The sequence below is a fragment of the Xanthomonas hortorum pv. cynarae genome (assembly GCF_002939985.1).
GTDB classification, from domain to species: Bacteria; Pseudomonadota; Gammaproteobacteria; order Xanthomonadales; family Xanthomonadaceae; genus Xanthomonas; species Xanthomonas hortorum_D.
The window spans coordinates 104,448-120,797 of sequence record NZ_MDFM01000012.1 but is presented as its reverse complement, the minus strand read 5'-3'; the positions used below and the strand labels follow the sequence as shown (position 1 = coordinate 120,797).

General features: G+C 63.3%; 9 protein-coding genes, 2 pseudogenes and 1 riboswitch. Of the genes and pseudogenes, 7 read left to right on the top strand and 4 right to left on the bottom strand.

What is annotated here, in order from left to right:
• Positions 1-3: 3 nt before the first annotated feature.
• Complete coding sequence (locus XcyCFBP4188_RS23270; protein WP_218972683.1) at positions 4-2,274, top strand: hypothetical protein; 2,271 nt, start codon at positions 4-6, stop codon at positions 2,272-2,274.
• 258 nt (positions 2,275-2,532) lie between these two features.
• Here the strand turns inward: XcyCFBP4188_RS23270 and XcyCFBP4188_RS10535 are convergent.
• Positions 2,533-3,025, bottom strand: a pseudogene (locus tag XcyCFBP4188_RS10535) (transposase); the annotation flags it as partial.
• Between the two features lie 315 nt (positions 3,026-3,340).
• Between XcyCFBP4188_RS10535 and XcyCFBP4188_RS10530 the strand changes: the two are divergent.
• From XcyCFBP4188_RS10530 to XcyCFBP4188_RS10520, 3 genes are read left to right on the top strand one after another with little or no spacing between them, the layout of a single operon-like run.
• Positions 3,341-3,775 (top strand): hypothetical protein, encoded by a 435-nt coding sequence (locus XcyCFBP4188_RS10530; RefSeq protein WP_006449104.1) that lies wholly within the window; start codon positions 3,341-3,343, stop codon positions 3,773-3,775.
• 11 nt (positions 3,776-3,786) lie between these two features.
• Positions 3,787-4,236 carry a 3-dehydroquinate dehydratase gene (locus tag XcyCFBP4188_RS10525; RefSeq protein ID WP_043907495.1) on the top strand — a complete coding sequence of 150 codons (450 nt, stop codon included), beginning with the start codon at positions 3,787-3,789 and terminating at the stop codon, positions 4,234-4,236.
• Complete coding sequence (locus XcyCFBP4188_RS10520) at positions 4,217-4,444, top strand: hypothetical protein (RefSeq protein ID WP_006449106.1); 228 nt, start codon at positions 4,217-4,219, stop codon at positions 4,442-4,444. The genes XcyCFBP4188_RS10525 and XcyCFBP4188_RS10520 overlap by 20 nt, the downstream gene beginning before the upstream one ends.
• A gap of 98 nt (positions 4,445-4,542) precedes the next feature.
• On the opposite strand, the gene XcyCFBP4188_RS10515 is transcribed toward XcyCFBP4188_RS10520, so the two are convergent.
• Positions 4,543-6,273 (bottom strand): outer membrane protein assembly factor BamB family protein, encoded by a 1,731-nt coding sequence (locus XcyCFBP4188_RS10515; RefSeq protein WP_006449107.1) that lies wholly within the window; start codon positions 6,271-6,273, stop codon positions 4,543-4,545.
• Positions 6,274-6,838: 565 nt separating this feature from the next.
• A complete protein-coding gene (locus XcyCFBP4188_RS10510) occupies positions 6,839-7,423 on the bottom strand; it encodes a gluconokinase (protein ID WP_006449108.1) in 585 nt (194 codons plus the stop codon).
• 158 nt (positions 7,424-7,581) lie between these two features.
• Between XcyCFBP4188_RS10510 and XcyCFBP4188_RS10505 the strand changes: the two are divergent.
• From XcyCFBP4188_RS10505 to XcyCFBP4188_RS10490, 3 genes and pseudogenes are all read left to right on the top strand, one after another.
• Positions 7,582-8,964: pseudogene (locus tag XcyCFBP4188_RS10505) on the top strand (MFS transporter).
• A 65-nt stretch (positions 8,965-9,029) separates the two neighbouring features.
• Positions 9,030-11,384: a GH36-type glycosyl hydrolase domain-containing protein gene (locus XcyCFBP4188_RS10500; RefSeq protein WP_104592070.1), complete on the top strand. Its 2,355-nt coding sequence runs from the start codon at positions 9,030-9,032 to the stop codon at positions 11,382-11,384.
• A 557-nt stretch (positions 11,385-11,941) separates the two neighbouring features.
• Positions 11,942-15,391, top strand: coding sequence for a hybrid sensor histidine kinase/response regulator (locus XcyCFBP4188_RS10490; RefSeq protein WP_104592069.1), 3,450 nt, complete (start codon positions 11,942-11,944; stop codon positions 15,389-15,391).
• Between the two features lie 184 nt (positions 15,392-15,575).
• Here XcyCFBP4188_RS10490 and XcyCFBP4188_RS10485 read toward each other — a convergent pair whose 3' ends face one another.
• A complete protein-coding gene (locus XcyCFBP4188_RS10485) occupies positions 15,576-16,160 on the bottom strand; it encodes a manganese efflux pump MntP (protein ID WP_043909993.1) in 585 nt (194 codons plus the stop codon).
• A gap of 12 nt (positions 16,161-16,172) precedes the next feature.
• Positions 16,173-16,335: riboswitch (yybP-ykoY riboswitch) on the bottom strand.
• Positions 16,336-16,350: the final 15 nt, after the last annotated feature.

Sequence of the window (16,350 nt, the reverse complement as noted above, 5' to 3'; positions counted from 1 at the left end):
GACTTGAATGTCAAAGCATGGCTGCAGACTGCCAAACAAGTTGCTCTTGCGACGGTGGCCGGGCGCCAGCAGACTTTCGACGATGTCCATCATGCTGCTTTCAACGCAGTGCGTAACGGATACTTCAGCAACGCTCCGGGCTCGCCCTATGACCAGCACGACCGGCGCCTGAGAAAAGCGACCAACCAATGGGTGATGCGTGCCGCCGCGTCCAGTGCATCTCAAGACAATGCAGAGACCGCTATAAAGAAAGCTCCATTGCCGCGCAGAATAATTCCGACGCTGGAAAAGACGCCTTTTGGCAAATCCACGCTGAATCGTTCCTATGCGGTAAGCGAAAGCATGGGCTTGCATTCGCCAAGGCTGCAGGTCGATCAGGCGATAGCGCGAAGGATGCGTCGGTTGGAAGACACCTTGCAGGCCTGCCAGGCTGTGCCGGAGATGCAATATCAGATCATGGCGGTGCAGGCCATGCTCAAGCACTTGAGGTCGATGGAAGAAAAGGGCGCTCACCTGTCGCAGGTGATTGTGTGCAAGCGCGACAGCAGGGCGATACGCCGCCTGTTGAAGTCAACTGTTCAGCAGCGGCAGATGGAGCAGAAATGGGACAAACCAATCGATGCCAGCGGCCGGCGTGAATTCAATATACTGCAACATTCCCAGTCGACCGAGCTGCTACCACTGCATGCGCAAGTGGCCAGTGGCAAACTTTCAGTTTATGAATTAATTGAGCTTGCCCAGCAGCACGTGCATGACATCGCGCCTACGACGCTTGCGCTTCCACTCCCCACGGATGATCTTCTCGCTGATGATCTAAGCGCTGCAGCGAAGTTGTTGAAACACCAGCACATGCGCAGCAGAGAAGACATCGTGGCGTTTTTCAAACCCCTCATCCTCAACAGCCAGTTGCGGGATCGTTTGCGTCTGGGCGCTGGAGGCACGCTCGGCATGGGCCTTCCCACGCTGCCATATGGCCCGCTATCACTGGTCGCCTCGCCGATTCTATTTTTAGAAAAATCGCACGGCAGTGAGGCGTTCGCTCAGATTTCCATGCCGATTCTCGGCATGGAAATGTCCTTCGGCAGTGCCAGGACCAATGCCGGCGAGGTCGGCATCGGTGCGAGAATCGGCGCGCAGGTCGCACCTGGGATCGGGTTCAACGCCGCCGTAACCGGCCGTGCTATCGCCGAGGGAACAACCACCAGCTCGACCACCATGCGTTTCTTCAGGGTTCGTAACAAGGACGATGAAATGCGCAGCAACATGTTGAACGCACTCGATAGCATGGTGCGATGGGATGTATTGGAGCCAAAACGAGGGCGGCAGTATGCAGGGCCGCTGGAGTGCATTTTTGCGCGCAATCCAGATGTTTCCATCAGTCAAGGCGACAATAGGACATGCACCCGCACCTTGACCGCAGGCCTTGAAGTGAATGCCCCTATGCTGCGCTTTAAAGATGGCTCCGATGGCCCATCGCAGATGCTGGGCCTGGGGCCCTCCGCCTACGTCGAAGTCGGGCGCATCCGAGAAGGGCGTACCGAGACCGGCGGGTTCATCAGTATCGTCGGTAATCGGTCCGATGCAGGGAAACAGAACGCCGGCTTGACCGCAAACTTGAACCCCATACCGGTTTCCTATATCCCGCCTCAGTCGCAGGACAGCAGATATGGGGTGCAGAGCGAGAGCTTGGGCCTGCAGTTGAGAATGTCGCGCGATCTGGCTTGGGCGCTGGAGAAGAATGAGATTTCGCCCTTTCTGATCGGCGACAGGCAGGATGCCGATCTCGACCGGCACTATTCCAGTTCTACCGACATGCTGGCTGAAATTGCGGGCAACCGTGCTGCCTGGTTATTGCGCTGCATTGAGACGCTGGAGCCGGATGCGACGGGCAGGCGTAACACGACAGACAACCGTCTGCGCGCAGCGAAGCTGCTCGATGCCTTCGAGGCAAGGGTGGCCAGCCTGGAAAAAGAAGGTCACTATTGCCAATACAACGTCAATTACTCGATGAGGCGTCGGGCTGGAGCGGAGATCGATGGTTATCGGGGCATCAAGGCACTGGCGCTGCAGCGCGGAGATAAAAAAAGCGCTGAAGATGCCCAGCACGCCATCGACGAGATTTTGCTGATGCCAGAAACATGGCGACCGCTAATGTTGATCGTCCGTGAGCGGGGACGGGATTCCACCACGAAGGGATGGCGGGGTCTGCTGCGCTTGCAAAGATTTTCCAATGTCGACAGTCAGCGCACCGTTGTGCAGTTTCCGCCAGTTTGATCGGGGTCGATGGCTGCGCCAGGGAAGCTCTGAACGGCGGATTCAATTCTGGTTCGCAACGCTGCTGATGAAATTCTCGGAGAAAATGTCAAGGTGCGTTTTGAATCCGAGTACCTTGCGCGGGCGTTTTCAGGGACGGTCTGAACAATCAATCAGCATCTCGCAGTTTAAATTAGCGTCGCCGAGATGGCGTGCAATGTTGGCTTCTACGCCGTAATCCATGCGGCATCTGGTGGCTTATCTTGCGGCCAGGCAGCGTTAGTCCCTGGCCGCCAACAACTGCCGGTGCACCATCCACAAATTGGAGAGCGCAAACAACGTCAGCACCTACGCGGTGTTCTTGGCCAGGCCGCGATAGCGGACCTTGGTGCAACCGAACTGGCGCTTGATCACGCGGAACGGATGCTCCACCTTCGCGTGCGCACTGGCTTTGAAGTGTTCCCAACGCTCTTGTCGAGCACACTCGCGTTTGTTGCCAATGGCTTGAATCGTCGAGCGTTTAGCGGCAATGAAGAATGCAGCCTCGCAGGCCCGTAGTTCTTCGCGTTTGTGCTCCGGTGTCGCCGCTGTCGCCAAACACGCTGTCTTCCTTACCGTGCAGGAGCGCGTGCATCACCGTGACATCGGCGACATTGGCGGCCGCGCAACGGACGTGGTGCACCAGCCCGGAAAACGCATCCACGCCGATGTGCGCCTTCATCCGGAAATACCATTGCTTGTCTAGCTTGGTCTGATGCATCTGCAAATGCCTCCGCAACATTGTCGCCATTGCCTACGGCTGTCGACCAAGGTGTGCTGATACCGGATAGTGCGGCGCGATCAGCGCCAGCAATTGCCGCCACTGAATACCTAGCTCATCGCATTTTGCTTTCCCGGCAGACGTTGCTTAAAGCTCTGCGCTCAGGTTGCCAAAGCCAGAGTTGATACGAATAGCTGCAGGGATGTTGCTTGAGCATTCAAGTCATTACTTACTCTTTATGCCGTCACACAAGGGCGCGACTATCTTCTTTATGCCCTCCGGCCCTACCTTGGCACTCCCGCACTGAGGTGCGTTGAGCCGAACACGATGTGTATCCTGATTTTGCAAGGTCCTCAGGCCGATTCTGCCCAGGTGCTGCCGATGCAGTTGCCGGAGTGTGCCGGGCGTGCGTTGCGCACGCTGGCATGTGCCGATGTCGATAGCTTGATCGCCGGGTTGCAGGCGGCTGGTGGCGATGCCGAGGTGGAGCTGGTGTTGTTGGATTCGGGCGATCTGCCGCCGTCAGAGCGTGCGCATGTGCATGCAACGGCATTGCGCGCGGCATTGGATGCGCTACCCACGCCCTATATCGAACTGCATACCGATGCGGCGCAGGAGCTGGAGCCTTGGCTGCATCCGCAGCACGCGCCGTTGGCGGTGGTGATCACTCCGCACGATGCATCGCGCGCCTATGCGATGTCGTTGGGCATTGCCGCGCGCTCTCTGCCGTCTGTGCACGCGCCGTTGCGCGTCGCCGCTTGAGGGAGACCGACATGTCGATCGTGATCGTGCGTGGGCCCGAGGCATCGTTGCCGCTGGTGCGTGGTCCGCAGCCGTTGCCGCGTGCCGTGATCCGGCAATTGGTGGCGTGCGCGGGGGATGCGGGCAAGACGGTGGCACTGCGTGCCTGCGGATCGGGGCAGGAGTTGCTGGATGCCTTGCGTGTGGCCGGTCAGGCGCGGATGGAAATCGCGTTGATCGATCCGGGTAGCTGCGTGGACAGCGTGCGCTTGCATCGCGTTCTCAGCGCGTTGCCATATCCGTTTGTGGAGGCCCACGACGATAGCGTGGACCGGCCGGAGCGATGCCTGCCGGAAGGGTTCGGGCAACGCATTGCGACGGTACGCGGCTACTGTGCGCAGAGCTATCTGCTGGGATTGGAAATCGCGCTCGAACATCTGGGCTGCACGGAGATCCAGGGCGATGTCCACGTCGGTACCTGAGCTGCGGCAGCTGCATTATTTCGCCGACTACGAGGGCTATTGCGACGGTCGGCCGGTGCTGTGGGGGCAACTGGCCCACAGCGTGGAGGTGCCTGCCGATGGCGTGCTGGATGCCGCCGGGTTGGTCTGCGCCTTGCGCCGTCGTGCAGCGGAGGCGCATGGACTGGAAGCGGGGCAGATCCGCTTATGTCAGGTCACGCGGCTGTAGCGGCGTGTTCCAGCCACATACAACGACGCCACCCGGAGGTGGCGCCGTTGTTCTGCCGTGACTAGGCGTCATTCAACGCAATTCACGTGTGTTGATGCTTACTTGGCCGCGCTGCTGTCCGGTACGAACTTGATCAGCTGGTTGCTGGTTGCAGCGGTGCCGAAGTTGAAGCGGCCGTAGCCGGCGCCCCAGTAAAGCGCGCCGTTCGCAATCGCGGGCGAGCTGATCACCGAGCCGGCAGCGTCGTAGTTCCACAGCGTGGCGCCGGTGTCGGTGTCGAGCGCGACCATGTTGCCGGCCATCGAACCGGCATAGAGCAGGTTCGGCGAGACGGTCAGCGAGCCCTGGCCGCCGGCTGGCACGGTCGGGTTCACGCGGTTGATGCCGGGCACCTTGACCTGCCACTTGATCTTGCCGGTCGCTGCATCCAGCGCCGCCCACGAACCGCCATTGTGACGTTCGGTATTGGCCGGCCCCAGCGTGTAGCTGGCATTGGAGCTGTTGTTGATGGCCACATAGACCTGCGACTTGTACGGGTCGAACGCGGTGCCCCATTCGACGCCGCCGGTGGTGCCGCCGGGGCCGACCTGGGTCGACCACACCTTGGCGCCGGTCTTGGCGTCGAAGGCCCAGTAGATGCCGCTCTTCTGCCCGGCGCCGATCAACTGCTGCGGCTTGCCGTCGCGCCACACGGTGAACAGCTGCACGCCGGCACCGCCGAAGTCGTAATCGGGACCGGTGAGGTTGGTTGCCTGGGTGTTGGGGCACAGGCCATTGGTAGGCGCGACGATGCAGGACAGATTCCATGCGTCGTAGCCCTGCGCGCGATTGGCCCAGACCAGCTTGCCGGTGTCCAGGTTCAGCGAGATCACCGAGTCGACGTAGTTATCCGGCGCCATGCAATCGAGCTCGTCCTGCACGGTGAGCGCGCTGCCCCGGTAAGAGCGCGCATTGGAGACGCAGTTGCCCACGCTTTGCGGAATGTTGTAGTTGTTACCGGTACCGAAATACAGGCGGCGTGCGATGGGATCGATGGCGACCTGGCCCCACGTCGATGCGCCGGTGTAGCCCTCGGGCGCGTTGTAGAACTGCCAGACCTTCTTGCCGGTGTTCAGATCCAGTGCCACCACGCTACCGCGGAACGAGAACCGATGCGTCGGATCAAGACTTTCGTAGTCCCTGGACGACACGCCCAGGTATATGCGGTTGCCGTATACCACCGGGGACGAGGTGATCTGTGCCTGCGGATTGGTTTCCACCTCGCTCTTCCACAGCAACTTGCCAGTCTTCTTGTCCAAGGCCAGCACGGTGCCGCCGGACATGTCGCCCAGGATGATGCTCTTGGGGGTAATGGCTGGGGTGGTGCGCGAGAGCGAGGTGCTCTTGCCGGTGTAGTCGGACAACTTGGCCTGCCAGTTCGGCTTGCCGGTCTGGGTGTCCACGCTATACAGCGTGCCGCCCCAGTCGGGGACATAGAGCGTTCCACCTTCCACGCTCGGGGTGGCCGAGATGTCGCCGGTGGTGGTCAAGGTCCACGCCGGCTTGAGGGTCTTGGCGGTGGTGCGATTGATCTTCCACTCGCCCGGCGCGAAGCGCGAGTTGAAGTAGCCGCCACCGGCGATGGGCCAGCTGCTGGGGCTTGCGAACGGAAGGTCGTTGCCGAAGCTGCGCCAGACCTGGCCGGAGCGGGCGAACGCCTGGGTATCCAGGGACGACACCGGCTGTTGTGCGGTTGCGGGGCGGGGCTGGGCGAAAGCCACTGCGCTGGCAAGCAGGCAGGGAACGAGCGTCAAACTGCAAAATCGCAAGCGGCGAATAGAGTTGGTCATCACGGCATGTCCATTGATGGAAGGAAGCGCTGGATCCCCCCGGATCTGCCGACTGAAGATGGCCGATTGTGGTGACCGTGCAACACAGGCGCGCCGCCGCATTCACGCAACGGTCGGGTCTGTTTGCATCTGGTAGCACCAGCTTGAAAAAATTGCGTTCACCGTGTTCGTTATTCGCACAAATGGTGATGATTCATCACTATTTGCACGTGCTGCGATAGGGGAAATGATTCGTCGAGGCGGTTGGTATTTCCATACAGAACAGCGGTCTTCAAAAAGTAACCAGGAAATTTTGCGCCACCTTGTGAGGTGGATCACTGTGCTGAACTAAAGCCCCTCTCCCCTCGGGGCGAGAAGGCACGGTTTGCGCGCCACCGGCGCGCGTGCCTTGGAGCGCCCGCGCCGCAAACGCGGGCGCGGAGCGGGGTTGGGGTGAGGGTACGGTGGCGAAGGCACACAGGAGTTTGGAGTGCGAGGCTTCGCTCGTACCCTCATCCGCCCCTTCGGGGCACCTTCTCCCGGGGGGAGAAGGGAACAGCTAGGTGCGGCTGCGTTACCTAGCGCGTCATGCACTTTGAGGCGAATGCGCAGCTTTCTGCAGTGCATCAGGAGCGATCAGCGCCAGCTGCGCGATCGCATCCTGCACCACCTCCGGCACCGTGGCGTCCACATCCACCGACACCACGTCCGCTTCGTCCAATGGCAATTCCAAGGTCTGCAATTGACTCTCCAGCAGACTGGGCGGCATGAAGTGGCCGGCACGTGCGCTCAGGCGCGCAGCGATGACGTGCGGGGCCGCATGCAGGAACACAAAGCGCATCGGCACGCCGCTGCGGCGCAGCAATTGGCGGTGGGTACCGCGCAAACCCGAGAACGCCAGCACCACCGATTCGCCGGCATGCACACAGTCGCGCAAGGTGGCCGACAGCAACTCCACCCACGGCAAACGCATTGCATCGGTGAGCGGTTGGCCGGTGGCCATCTGCGCACGTGCGGCTACGCTGTGATAGTCGTCTGCGTCCAGAAAACGATAGCCATAGTGCGCTGCCAGGGCCTGCGCAATGGTGGTCTTGCCGCTGCCCGAAACACCCATGACGACGATGGCCAGGGGCGAAGCGGACGCGGGTGTGTGGGTTGCGGCGGTGTCCATCACGTCAGGTTATATCTCCGGATCGATTCGGCATGTTGCCGGATTCCACGTTGGCGGCAGCCGATGCGTGGTGTAGCGTCGGCGCTCCTCGCCAGGTGAGCGGGCCGCCCAGCGTAACGGCGCGCTCGGCCGGGTTCAACGCACTCCAAGGCCAGCCGATGACGTCATCACCTGCAACGTCTCCTGCATCGGCGCGCCTGCGCTGGCGCGAAAAACTGGGCTACGGCGGCGGCGATCTGGGCCTGAATCTTTACTGGGCCAACATCTCCGCGTTCTTGCTGATTTTCTATACAGACACAATGCATCTGCCGGCGGCGGCAGTGGGCACCATGATTTTGCTGACCAAGATTGCCGATGCGATCGCCGATCCGGCGATGGGCGCATTGGCCGACCGCACGCGCAGCCGCTGGGGCAAATTCCGCCCGTATCTGTTGTGGGGCGCAGTGCCGATGGCGGTGACCGGCGTGCTCGCCTACACCACGCCTGCGCTGGATCAGAACGGCCGCATGTGGTGGGCCACGATCAGCTTTCTGGTGATGATGCTGGCCTATACGGTGGTGAGCATTCCGTACTCGGCGTTGTCGGGCGTGATCACCGCCGACAGCAGCCAACGCACCAGTCTGATCAGCCTGCGCTTCATTGCCGCGTTCGCCGGCACCACCTTGGTCAATTACTGCACGCTGGATCTGGTGGCCTGGTTCGGTGCCGGCAACGATGCGCTGGGATGGCAACGCACGATGATGCTGTACGGCGCGGTGGCGGTGGCCTTGTTCGTCACCGTGGCCTTGACCACGCGCGAGCGCGTGCAACCGCCGCCGCAACAACGCACGCCGGTGCGCCAGGACATTGCCGATTTGCTGCAGAACAAGCCGTGGTGCGTGCTGTTCGTGCTGTCGCTGATCATCATGATCACCATTGTCATGCGTGGTGGTGCCGGCGTGTATTACCTCAAGTACTAAGTGCAGCGGCCGGAGTTGACCGGGCTGTTTCTGGGCGGGTATTCGGTTGCGTTGGCGGTGGGTGCGGGCATCACCCCGTTGCTGACCCGGCACTGGGACAAACGCCGGCTGATGACCACGCTGATGGCGGTCGTTGGCGTGTTGAGTTGCCTGATGTTTTTCATTCCCGCCGATGCGGTGTGGGCGATCTTTGCGCTGAACATGTTGATCGGTCTGGCGCTGGGGCCCAAATCGCCGCTGGCATTCTCGATGTATGCCGACACCGCCGATTACACCGAATGGCGCACCGGCCGCCGCGCCACCGCGATGACATTCGCGGCAGCCACGTTTTCGCAAAAGCTCGGCGGTGCACTGGCCTCTGCCGGCATCGCCTGGGTGCTGGCCGGCATGGGCTATGTGGCCAATAGCGCGCAGTCTGCCGGCTCGCTGACCGGCATCGTCCTGCTGCTGACAGTGATCCCCGGCGCGGTCGCGTTGCTGGCGGCCTGGACCATGCGTTTCTATCCGCTCGATGATGGCTTGTTGAGTCGCATCCAGCACGAACTGGCCGCGCGCAAGCGCGATGAACAGGAGCACCGCTGACCGTGTCTGCAACGTCCATTAACGAGTCCGAGACAACCTCCAACGCCGAAGATCTTTCCACGTTGATGGCACCCAGCGCCGACGGCGCGCGTTATGCGCTCTACAGCCCCACCGCGATGCCGAACGCGGGCGGGTTTTTGTGGAATCGCCGCATGATGCTGCAGCTGACCTGCCGCGGCTACGCTACCGGGCAGTTCATGCAACCGGAGCCGGCTAAATATGCGCATGCGCCGCTGCTGGAAGCGCGCAATTTCATGATGCCCGAGCAACCGTACTACGCGCATCACCCCGGGCGCTTCTTCTACCTCAAGGACGAAGAGACCGGCGCGCTGTATTCGGTGCCGCACGAACCGGTGCGCGCGTCGCCGGAGCAGTTCGAGTTTTCTGCCGGCAAGCACGATGTGCGTTGGCGTGTGCGTCACGATGGCATCGTGGTGGAGCTGTGCGTGGCGTTGCCCACCGACGATGCGGTGGAGTTGTGGGAATGCCGCGTGCACAACCTGTCCGGGCGCACGCGCAGGCTGAGCCTGTATCCGTATTTCCCGATCGGTTACATGTCGTGGATGCATCAGAGCGGCGCTTATGAGCCGGCACTGGGCGGCATCGTCTGCCGCAGCGTGGCGCCGTATCAGAAGGTGGACGATTACTTTCGCCAACGCGATTTCAAGGACTGCACCTTCCTGCTGCACGAGCAGCCCCCGGTGGCCTGGGACGCGCAGCAGATGGCATTCGAAGGCGAGGGCGGTCTGCATGCGCCCTCGGCAATCCAGGCCGAGCAGCTGGGCAACAGCGACGCGCACTACGAGAACCCGGCAGCTGCGTTGCAGTATCGGCTGACGCTGAAAGCCGATGCGGCAAGCGTGTATCGCTTCGCATTCGGGCCGGCCAAGGACGATGCGGAAATCGCCGCGCTGCGCGCGCGTTATCTGTCCGAAGCGGGCTTTGCCTCAGCTGCGCGCGACTACGCGCAGTATCTGCAAGGCGGGCAGGGCTGCGTGCAGATCGCAACGCCCGATCCGGCGCTGGACAACCTGGTCAATCACTGGTTACCGCGGCAGGTGTTCTACCACGGCGACGTCAATCGCCTGACCACCGATCCACAGACGCGCAACTATCTGCAGGACCACATGGGCATGGCGTATCTGCAGCCGGCCACCGCGCGTGCGGCGTTGTTGCACGCGCTCTCGCAGCAGGAACCCAGCGGGGCGATGCCGGACGGCATCCTGCTGGTGGAGGGTGCCGAGCTGAAATACATCAACCAGGTGCCGCATACCGATCACTGCGTGTGGTTGCCGATCTTCCTGAGCGCGTATCTGGCCGAAACCGGCGATGCCAGCGTGCTCGATGAAATGGTGCGCACGCATGACGGACACGCGCTCAGCGTGGCCGAGCGCCTGGATGCGGCGATGCAGTGGTTGCTGGATGCCCGCGATGGGCGGGGTTTGAGTTTCATCGCGCAGGGCGATTGGTGCGACCCGATGAACATGGTCGGCTGGCGCGGCAAGGGTGTGTCCGGCTGGCTCACGGTGGCCACCGCGTATGCGTTGCGGTCGTGGTCGGGCATCTGCGCCGCGCAGGGGCGCACCGCGCAGGCGGAGACATTTTCGCAGGCAGTGCAGACGGTCAACGCCGATGCCAATCGCGAATTATGGGACGGCAACTGGTACGCACGCGGCATCACCGACGATGGTGTGCGCTTCGGTATCGCCGAGGATGTAGAGGGGCGCATCTATCTCAATCCGCAAAGCTTTGCGCTGCTGGCCGGCACTGCCGATACGGCGCAGCGCGAGGCGTTGCTGGACGCGGTGCGCGAACAACTGCACACGCCGTACGGGCCGATGATGCTGGCGCCGGCCTATACGCAGATGCGCGACGACGTAGGCCGCTTGACGCAGAAGTGGCCGGGCGCGGCGGAGAACGGCGCGGTCTACAACCACGCGGTCGCGTTCTATCTCTATAGCCTGTACCAGATCGGCGAGGCCGATCGCGCGTGGGAGATTCTGCGCGCGATGTTGCCCGGCCCCACGCGCGAGGATGCGCTGCAACGCGGCCACCTGCCGGTGTCGCTGCCCAACTATTACCGCGGTGCCTGGCACCAGTACCCGCGCACGGCCGGGCGTTCGAGCCAGTTGTTCAACACCGGCACGGTGGCCTGGGTGTATCGCTGCGTGCTGGAAGGTTTGTTCGGCCTGGTCGGTGAGGGCGACGCACTGGCGATCCGCCCGCAGCTACCTTCGCACTGGCCGCACGCCCAGGTGAAGCGCCAGTTCCGTGGCGCGCAGTTCGAGGTGACGCTGACGCGTGAGCCGGGGCGCATGCAGGTCGAAGTTGAAGTGGATGGCGCTCCCTGCCCGGACCAGCGCGTGCACGGCATCGTCGCCGGGCGCACGTATCAGGTGCAGGTGCGCCTGCCTGGCTAGGAGCGGCTAGCAAAACGTAGCGAACGCTCGCGTAGGGTGTGAGCGGCGTGGTTTTATTAGCGCCGCCTGCTGTTGGATGCAGTCAAACGCCTGGGTGGTCGAGGGCGCGGTGTCCTCACCGCTTGCGGGACACGCCGCAAGTACGTCCATGTAGGCTCGGTGGCGGCATCCATGCCGCCACACGGTCCCGCAATCGGTAAGGGCACCGCACCAGAAAGTTTATAGGTTGCTTTGTTGAAAGCCTGCCTATTGCTCTGCCTGCAGTGAGAAGCTGATCGGACGCGCCGTTATCCAAACAACGCACGTCACGCACTGCTTGCAACCATGCACACCGGCCATCTCCACTGGCCCTTGCCCGCCCACCGTCGCGGGACCTTACGCGGCATGGATGCCGCGTAAGAGCCTACATGGACGTACTTGCGGCGTGTCCCGCGATGGTGGGCGGGCAAGGGCCCTACAGCCAAGCCGCAGATCAGCCGCCCTGCAGCGAAACCCCCAATCCCCAATCCCCACTGCGTAAACTCCCAGGCTCGCACCGCACCGCCTAGGAACGCCCCTTGGTATCAAGCTGGATCCTGCTGCTGGTCTCCGTCGGCTATGCCGCGCTGCTGTTTGGCGTGGCGTGGTGGGGCGACCGCCGTCCGCTGTACCCGGAGCGGCCGTGGCTGCGTCCCGCGGTCTACAGCCTGGCGCTGGCGGTGTACTGCTCGTCGTGGACCTTCTACGGTGCGGTGGGTTCGGCGGTGCGCAACGGCATCGGTTACCTGCCGATCTACCTGGGTCCGCTGCTGTTGCTGCTGTTCGGCTGGCGCATCATTGAGCGGCTAGCGCTGATCGCCCGCGCTGAAAATACCGTCTCCATCGCCGATTTCATTTCCTCGCGCTACGGCCGCTCGCGGCGGCTGGCCGCGTTGGTGGCAGTGATCGCGCTGGTTGGCATCGTTCCGTATCTGGCGCTGCAGTACAAAGCGGTGGCGATGAGCCTGGAAGTGCTGACCGGGCATAGCAGTGCCGGGCGCGGCATCTTCGCCGACCCGGCCTTGTACGTGGCGCTGTTGATGGCGTTGTTTGCGACCTTGTTCGGCACCCGCCAGGTCGATGCCACCGAGCACCATCGCGGCATGATGCTGGCGATCGCGCTGGAGTCGGTGATCAAGTTGATCGCCATCGTCGCAGTGGGGTTGTTCGCCTGGGTGTGGCTGAGCGACCACCAGGTGCCCATCGCCGAGTCGGCGCGTACCTTGTTCGAACACACGCCGTCGGTGGGGTTCATTTCGCAAACCTTGCTCAGCTTTCTGGCGGTGATCTGCCTGCCGCGCCAGTTCCATGTGGCGGTGGTGGAATGCAGCGATGTGGGCGACATCCGTCGCGCACGCTGGTTGTTCGGCGCCTATCTGGTGATCATCTCGGCGATGGTGGTGCCGATCGCCTCGGCCGGCGTGGCCTTGTTCGGCAAGGGCAGCGCGGTGGCCGACGATGCGATGGTGCTGGCATTGCCGCTGAGCCAGGGCAATACCGTGCTGGCGTTGGTGGCGTACGTGGGCGGGTTTTCGGCGGCTACCGGCATGGTGATCGTGGCCAGTATCGCGCTGGCCACCATGGTCAGCAACGACCTGGTGATGCCGGTGCTGCTGCGCCGCCGTGGCAGCGCCGATGCGCGCGCGGCAGTGGCCTCGCGGGTGCTGTGGATCCGTCGCGTCGCCATCCTGCTGTTGGCGCTGGTTGCCTATGGCTATCACCGCAGCGTGGCCAACGACACCACCTTGGCGGCCTACGGCTTGATGGCCTTCGCGGCGGTGGCGCAGTTCGCGCCGGGCGTAATCGGCGGGCTGTACTGGCGCGGCGCCAGCCGCAAGGGCGTGGAGACCGGCATGGTGCTGGGCTTTGCGACCTGGATCTACACACTGCTGCTGCCGGCCGCCACGCGTGCGGGCTGGCTGCAGCCGGAGTGGCTGGTGGACGGCCCGTTCGGCATCGCCTGGCTGCAGCCGCAGCAACTGTTCGGCATGCGTGGCTGGGACCCGCTGGCGCATGGCACGTTCTGGTCGCTGCTGATCAACGTCGGCGCGATGATGCTGGTGTCGGCGCGCTGGCGTCCGGGTGTGGACGAACGCTTGCGCGCGGCGCCGTTCCTGGACCCGTATGCGCAGCGTCCGGCGGTGGCCGGCGATTGGCCAGGCCATGTACGCGTTGCCGACCTGCAGGCGCTGGCCGAGCGTGTGGTGGGCGAACGGCATGCGCATCGCGCCTTCGTCGACCAGGCGGTGCTGCTGGAACGCGAACTGCAACCCACCGTGGTGGCCGATCGCGCCTGGGTGCAATTTACCGAGCGCCTGCTCGCCGCCTCGATCGGCGCCGCCTCCGCGCGCCTGGTGCTGACCAGCCTGTTGCGCGGCTCGGGCATGGAGCTGGGCGAAGTGGTGGCGGTGCTGGACGAAGCCGGCCAGGAGCTGCGTTTCAATCGCGAAATCCTCTCCACCACGCTGGAAAACATCAGCGCGGCGGTCAGCGTGGTCGACCCCGAAATGCGTCTGACCGCGTGGAATCGCCGCTACCAGCAGCTGTTAGGGTATCCGGACGGCATGTTGTACGTCGGCCGCCCGGTGGCCGATCTGATCCGCTACAACGCCGAGCGCGGTGAGTTGGGCGAGGGCGATACCGAAGACCAGATCGATCGCCGCATCCGCCATATGCGCGCCGGCTCACCGCATGTGTTCGAGCGCACCCGCAGCGACGGCAAGGTGATCGAAATGCGCGGCCAGGCGCTGCCGGGCGGCGGCTATGTCACCAGCTACAACGACATCACCGACTACAAACGCGCCGAGCGCGCGCTGCTGGACGCCAACGAAAACCTGGAACAACGCGTGGCCGATCGTTCGCGCGAGGCTGAGCTGGCGCAGCAATCCAAGACGCGCTTTCTGGCCGCGATCAGCCACGACGTGTTGCAGCCGCTCAATGCCGCGCGCCTGTTCGCCTCGGCCTTGCGCGAGAGCCATCAGAACAACGAAGAACAACGCCATCTGGCCGAGCGTGTGGATGCCTCGCTGCGTGCGGCCGAGGAACTGCTCGATGGCCTGCTCGACGTCTCGCGGCTGGATGCCGGCGGCTTGCGGCCCACCGTAGAGGACTTCGATGCCAGTGCGCTGATGCACGAGCTGGCCGCGCAGTACGCACCAGTGGCGGCCAGCCGCGGCCTGCAGTTGCAGGTGCATAGCCGCGCACTGTGGGTGCGCAGCGACCGCCGCCTGCTGCGCCGGGTGATGCAGAACTTCCTCGCCAATGCGCTGCGCTATACGCGTCAAGGCCGCATCGTGCTGGGCATGCGCGGGCGCGGCGAGCAGGTGGAATTGCAGGTGTGGGATACCGGTCCCGGCATTCCCGAACACCATATGCGACAGATCTTCGAAGAGTTCCGCCGCTATCAGCAGCCGTTCGACTGGGGCGAGCAGGGCTTGGGCTTGGGTCTGTCGATCTGCCAACGCATCTCGCGTTTGCTCGATCACGATCTGAGTGCGCGCAGCCAGGTCGGCCGCGGCAGCATGTTTTCGATCCTGTTGCCGCGCGCGGCCGCGGTGCCGCTGCCGCCCGTGGTGCCGGTGATTGCGGTGCGGCCGTTGCCTAGCGGCGATTCGTTGGCGGGCCTGCGCGTGCTGTGCGTGGACAACGACCGCGAAATTCTCGACGGCATGTGCGCACTGCTCGGCCGCTGGCAAGTGGAAGTGATCACCGCCAGCACCGTGGACCAGGCGCTGGAGCGCGCGCGCGAACAACCGGACCTGATGCTGGTGGATTACCACCTGCACGACCGGCTCGATGGCCTGGACACGCTGGACGCGGTGCAGGCCGCCGCAACTGCGCCGATCGCCGGCGCACTGCTCACTGCCGACGGCCGCGACGAACTCAAGCAACTCGCGCGTGCGCGTGGCTATCGGTTGCTGACCAAGCCGGTGAAGCCGGCGTCGTTACGTGCGTTCTTGAGCGCGCATCACGATGCGAAAAAGCGCTGAGGGGTGCATCTCTGCCATCACCGCGACATGCAGGACTGCACGCGGCATCGAGTAAAAGTCCCATGATGCCTATCGCGCGCGGAGCGCAATGCCATGCAGCGTAGGAGCGCACCCGGGCGCGCGAGGCATTACCGATAACGCCTCGTCGCGCCCCGGTGCGCTCCTACCGGGAACAGCCGTGCGCTTACGCAGCGCCGCTCAGGTGTTCGTACAGGATGACGCTGCCGACAATTACCAGAATCAAACCACCGAGAATCTCGGCGCGTTTGCCGATCAGGTTGCCAAGCACGCGGCCGAGCATGACGCCTGCGGTGACCATGCTGAAGGTGCACAGCCCGACCACCACCGCCACCACGCCGATATGCACGTCGAGAAACGCCAGGCTTACACCGACCGCCATCGCATCGATGCTGGTGGCAAAACCGGTGGTGGCCAAGGCCAGCAACCCATGCCGTTTCGGCGTATCGGAAGACGCCTCGTCCACATCGTCCGGTTCCTGGCGCAGCCCGGCCACGATCATGTGCGTGCCCAATGCGCCGAGCAGTACAAAGGCGATCCAGTGATCGTAGGCGGACACATAGCTGGAGGCGGCACGCCCCAGCAGCCAGCCGATCACCGGGGTGATCGCCTCGATGCAACCGAAGATCAACCCGGCGCGTAGCGCATCGCGCCACTGCGGCTTGCGCATCGCTGCGCCCTTGCCGATCGCTGCGGCAAACGCATCGGTCGACATTGCGAAACCGATCAACACAATGGAAAAAGGGGACATCGACATTCTCGGGTTGGGCACGATCGCAACGACATGCGCCCGCGCCAACCGTTGTTGTGCACGCATGCCGCTGGTCTCGCCAAACCGAAATTGGTTGCCTGCACCACGGCGCGAGGGCCGAGTATGTTGATGCAGGCGCTTCCGACGATGCAGAAGCAGGCTACTCCCCAAGGGGCGCGCAGTGTACCAA